Here is a 4,834-nt window from a genome sequence, read left to right on the forward strand (position 1 = left end):
CCTATCTCCCTATCTCCCTATCTCCCTATCTCCCTATCTCCCTATCTCCCTATCTCCCTATCTCCCTATCTCCCTATCTCCCTATCTCCCTACCTCCCTATCTCCCTATCTCCCTATCTCCCTACCTCCCTATCTCCCTATCTCCCTATCTCCCTATCTCCCTATCTCCCTATCTCCCTACTCGTGAAATTCTTAATTAGACCCCTCAAACACTGGTATGCCATCATTTGAGGATTCTGCCGGTGCAGGTGCTGGAAGTTGAGGGCTAGTGTCAGGAAAACGTTCACCACTAGTCTTTGGTTGGGCTTGTGGTTTGGTAAAAATATATTCCCTGCTGGGGGTAGGTGGTGAAGGTTGAGGGCTACTGTTCCACTGTGGCGCGACAGTATTAGCGATCGCACCATAGGTAAGATAGATATGACCTAATTGTCTGCCTTGATAGACACGTTTGGTAAATCGCCAACCAGGATCAAGAAAGATTTTGAGAAAGCCATTAGCCAAACCTCTGGTGCGGCCAAGCTCAATGTCTGGGGCATTGCGGTCAATGCGGTGACTCCCTACTAATACCAATTCCCCATTCCGCTTAACCACTCTGAGCATATAGTCTAGGCCGAAGTCTTGACTATCGACGCGGATAGAATAGCCGTTGCTGTCTGTACTGCGGCCACAAATTCCTGTAAAGTCAAAGTTGAGCAGCAGAGGCTCTACTACAACTGGGTTAGTGCCACGTTCACCCCAGCACGCTTGCCAGTTTGCAATCTGCTCGATGATTAGTAATTGATAGCTGTTATAACCAAAAGGGGCAGCAACGGCAATAAAATTGTTTCCGTTAACTTCGATGTTGTCAAAAGTATTGGCTGCTGCTGGATTGATAGCGCCTAAGGTAAGGCAAGAAGCTGTAGTGATGGCAGTAGCTGCTAGCCAGGGTGATGTGTTCATGGGTTTTCCCGTTCCTAAGTTAGACCATTCCCAGTAGACGCTAGCACTAAAGAATTTGCTCCCCTAGTGATACAGTCAAATTATATCAACTCTGCTTGATGGAGAATATCTTAGAAAAAGAGAAAAGGTCAGTGGTCAGCCGTCAGCCGTCAGCCGTCAGCTTATTTGATCAGGACTTACCCACAGACTCCATGTGTAGGGTGGGCAAAACCTTGCCCACCCTACAGGTAGCTGATAGCTGATAGCTGATAACTGATAACTGATAACTGATAACTGATTGCTGACCGCTGATAACTGATAGCTGATTACTGATAGCTGACGTTACTCGTTAATGGTCACTTTCACCATTTGAACAGGGGTTTTGGGGCGATCACCGCGATCAGTAGGGGTGGTTTGAATCTGGTTCACCACATCCATACCCTCAGTCACTTTACCAAAAACCGGGTGCTTCGAGGGACCTGGAGAAAACCAATCGAGATAGGAATTGTCTCGTGTATTGATGAAAAACTGACAACTACCGCTATTGGGAGCACCGGTATTTGCCATAGATAATGTACCTGGCTGATTGGAGATTTTGGCATTGTCCGGGTGCTCATCCTGGATGCAGCCGTCAGGACCATTCCCGGTACCGGCGCGACCACTATTGGGATCCTTGCTATAGGGACAGCCAAACTGAATCATAAAGTCATTAATCACCCGGTGAAAATGAAGACCATCGTAGAAACCAGACTTGGCTAGTTTAATGAAATTACCGGCTGTCTCTGGCATCACATCTGTGAACAATTCCACGGTAATTGTGCCTAAAGAGGTTTCTAGGGTTGCGGTTGGGTTTGCCATCTATATTTCTCAGTTAATGAGAGTTTAGTTAACACTCAACTAGGATACAGCAGGGAGTCGGGAATGGGGAGTCGGGAATCGGGAGTCGGGATTCGGGAGTCGGGATTCGGGAGGTAAGCTATCAGCTATTAGCTATCAGGTATCAGCTATCAGCTTATGCCCACGCTACTAGATCGGTGCTTTTGAATAAGCGATGCAGCGGGTTAGGTCACAGGCTGGAAGCCTGTGCCACGGCTGACTGCTAACTGCTTACCTTACCTACTCCCTACTCCCTACTCCCTACTCCCTACTCCCTACTCCCGATTCCCGATTCCCGATTCCCGATTCCCGATTCCCGATTCCCTACCTAACAATTTCACTAAACGACCTCTTACCGATCCTCTGGGGTGATGGTTTAATGTCAGGAGGAAGAGATTGCACCACTCCCCATTTATTTACTAATTCTTTTAGCAGCATCTCTTGCTCAGTCCGGAATTTGGTATAGTCTCCTCCTGAATTCATGACAGCAAACCAAACAGTGCCATAGGTTTGAGTTGGTAAGGCTCCGGCTAAGGTACTAACATAATTCAAACTACCGGATTTCACTACTGCTAAGTTAGGCAATGGACGTTCATTTAAAATACCTTTGTCTTCTCCTACGATGGCAAATACATCAGCAACGGTCATGTTGTATTGCTGAAGATAGCGCTCAATGGCGAGAAATACAGCAGTGACAGCCCGAGGAGACATGCGATTTTCTTCACCTAAACCAGACCCATTGATTAAGCTAATTTCTGATTGGGGTACTCCCGCTGCTTCTGCTGCTTTGCGGGCTACCACTTTGGCACCACCAGCTGTATTCGCTAGCATGTCGGCCATTTTATTATTACTGTAGCGATTCATTTTCTTCAGCAGTTCCGCCAGGGGAAAGGAATACTGGCGCACTAGGGGCTGTAGGTTGTCAGGGGGTGAAGCTACCACTTGCACAGAGCCTGCGATCGCAATTTCTGGTCTAGGGGTACCTGGGGGTAAGGTCTGATACTGAGTTTCTGCTGCTGGTGGCCAACTCTTACCATTCAAGCCTTGCTTGAGCAGAGTGCCAGCTTTGAGGGGTAAGGTCTCAAAATTCATATAAAACTTACCCACAATCACCAAATTACCGGTTACTTGCTTGATTCCTAACTGATTTAACTGGTTGCCTACTGCTATGGCTTCTTCCCAAACAAAAAAGGGGTCTTCTGATCCTTCAACCACTAGGTCTCCTTGTAGCACCCCGTTCTCAATCGGTCCGGTGGCGCTAAATTTGGTAATGAATTGGTGGTCAGGACCAAGAGTAGAAAGAGCGGCTAGGGTGGTGGCTGCTTTGGTAAGGGATGCTGCGGGTAAGGGAGTAGTGCCTTGGTAATTCGCTAAGAGGGTATCTCCTGATTCGATCCATATCCCTTGATTGGTCTTAGTCATCCCTTTGGCGGATAATCCTTTTAGGTATTGGTCAACACTCTGTTGGCTTCCTGGAATAGGATTCGTTTCCGCAACAGTTAGGGGTTGATCAGGCTTTTGGATCACCTTTAGTGCATTCTCTGGTTCTGAGGACTTGGAAGCATCTGGATCAGGAGATGGAGATACACCCTTTGGGGAATCCGCCCCATTACATCCAATTACTAGTGCTAGGAGTAGTGTAGATAGTGTAGCAGTTACATAAGTCTTCGTTTTGAGCATTATTATTGTATAGCGGTTTTCAATTAGGTGAGGTCTTTTTTTTAAGGGAGCAGGGAGTAGGGAGTAGGGAGTAGGGAGTAGAGGTAATAAGATTGACTGTACCTCATAAGTATGATCAACGCTATATTAGGTGATATCTTTCCAAATTATCTAGCCTTATATACTATAATCGAGCCTGATATAATACTCAATTATAATACTATATTTCGTTTATACCTAAACTTACAAATACAGCGTTTTTACTAGCTATCAGGTACACAGTATTTTTTACCTATTACCTGCTCCGAAGTCCCTGCTCCCTGCTCCCTAAAACCCAAGAATTTGTACCTCATCCAATTTAAAACTGCTGTACTATATCTTTTCTTCTAACTGTTTAAGTTTCAAATTTACTTCCAAATCATCCCGTCCCACAATAGTTTCTATGTTACCGAGGCGTTCTTCTATTTGTTGTACTTGATTAGGAAGAAGGGTTTTATAGGACTTGTTATGAGAGTGCCAAACAAAAGCGGTGCTAGTTGCTGCGCCCCCGATGACAATCATCGGTAGAGCTAACTTATATCTGCCTGGGGCAAAAATCATACAAATCGCTAACATCACAGTAGAATAAGACCAAATTTGTTTGGTGGTCATCGCACGGATATTTAGAGATTTCTCGAATTCGGATTGTTGTTGATAAGTCATGGTTTAGTAAAGGGAGTAGGGAGTAGGGAGTAGGGAGTAGGGAGTAGGGAGTAGGGAGTAGGGAGTAGGGAATCGGGAATAGGGAGTGTGGAATAGGCATCTTGCCTGTATCGGGCATCAGGCGTGGAACGGGCATCTTGCCTGTATCATACCCAGGCGGGCAGGATGCCCATTCTACTGATATTGGGTGGAACAGGCATCTTGCCTGTATCGGGCATCAGGCGTGGAACGGGCATCTTGCCTGTATCATACCCAGGCGGGCAGGATGCCCGCTCTACTGAGATTGAGTGGAATGGGCATCTTGCCTGTATCGGGCATCAGGCGTGGAATGGGCATCTGGCCTGTATAATACCCAGGCGGGCAGGATGCCCATTCTACTGATATTGGGTGGAACAGGCATCTTGCCTGTATCGGGCATCAGGCGTGGAACGGGCATCTTGCCTGTATCATACCCAGGCGGGCAGGATGCCCGCTCTACTGATATTCAGCTGATAGCTGATAGCTGAGAGCTGATAGCTTAAATTCCATCACCTATTGATCATGTTTCAAGAGTTCTGATCCATGGTCAGTAAAATTTTCAAGACTCCCTGCTGCTGGGCATGGTTAAAGGCGGTTAACCCTTCTTCAACTGGGTAATGAGCTTGGATCAGGTAGTTGACATTTACTTTATCTTGTGCTA

The 4,834-nt window shown here is 46.6% G+C and carries 9 protein-coding genes; 3 read left to right on the top strand and 6 right to left on the bottom strand.

Annotated elements, in window-relative coordinates; translation table 11 throughout:
• Positions 1-200: hypothetical protein (locus F6K49_RS35265; protein ID WP_293104248.1), on the top strand; the 200-nt coding region annotated here is incomplete at its 5' end.
• Here F6K49_RS35265 and F6K49_RS35270 read toward each other — a convergent pair.
• Complete coding sequence (locus F6K49_RS35270; RefSeq protein WP_293104251.1) at positions 193-939, bottom strand: DUF3747 domain-containing protein; 747 nt, start codon at positions 937-939, stop codon at positions 193-195. The two genes, F6K49_RS35265 and F6K49_RS35270, sit on opposite strands and share 8 nt — an antisense overlap.
• 98 nt (positions 940-1,037) lie before the next feature.
• Here F6K49_RS35270 and F6K49_RS35275 point away from each other — a divergent pair, with 98 nt between their 5' ends.
• Positions 1,038-1,181, top strand: a complete 144-nt coding sequence (locus F6K49_RS35275; protein WP_293104254.1) for a hypothetical protein — start codon at positions 1,038-1,040, stop codon at positions 1,179-1,181.
• A 79-nt stretch (positions 1,182-1,260) separates the two neighbouring features.
• On the opposite strand, the gene F6K49_RS35280 is transcribed toward F6K49_RS35275, so the two are convergent.
• Positions 1,261-1,776, bottom strand: a complete 516-nt coding sequence (locus F6K49_RS35280) for a peptidylprolyl isomerase (protein WP_293104257.1) — start codon at positions 1,774-1,776, stop codon at positions 1,261-1,263.
• A gap of 225 nt (positions 1,777-2,001) precedes the next feature.
• On the opposite strand from F6K49_RS35280, the gene F6K49_RS35285 reads away from it, so the two are divergent.
• Complete coding sequence (locus tag F6K49_RS35285; protein ID WP_293104260.1) at positions 2,002-2,166, top strand: hypothetical protein; 165 nt, start codon at positions 2,002-2,004, stop codon at positions 2,164-2,166.
• Here F6K49_RS35285 and F6K49_RS35290 read toward each other — a convergent pair.
• The 4 genes from F6K49_RS35290 to F6K49_RS35305 form a co-directional block, all read right to left on the bottom strand.
• Entirely contained in the window at positions 2,119-3,474 is a 1,356-nt protein-coding gene (locus F6K49_RS35290; RefSeq protein WP_293104263.1) for a D-alanyl-D-alanine carboxypeptidase, read from the bottom strand. The two genes, F6K49_RS35285 and F6K49_RS35290, sit on opposite strands and share 48 nt — an antisense overlap.
• Positions 3,475-3,825: 351 nt before the next feature.
• Entirely contained in the window at positions 3,826-4,053 is a 228-nt protein-coding gene (locus tag F6K49_RS35295; protein ID WP_293104266.1) for a hypothetical protein, read from the bottom strand.
• Positions 4,028-4,291, bottom strand: a complete 264-nt coding sequence (locus F6K49_RS35300; RefSeq protein WP_293072930.1) for a hypothetical protein — start codon at positions 4,289-4,291, stop codon at positions 4,028-4,030. The genes F6K49_RS35295 and F6K49_RS35300 overlap by 26 nt, the downstream gene beginning before the upstream one ends.
• Before the next feature lie 138 nt (positions 4,292-4,429).
• Complete coding sequence (locus tag F6K49_RS35305) at positions 4,430-4,591, bottom strand: hypothetical protein (RefSeq protein WP_293072933.1); 162 nt, start codon at positions 4,589-4,591, stop codon at positions 4,430-4,432.
• Positions 4,592-4,834 lie beyond the last annotated feature (243 nt).

This window comes from Moorena sp. SIO3I6 (assembly GCF_010672095.1).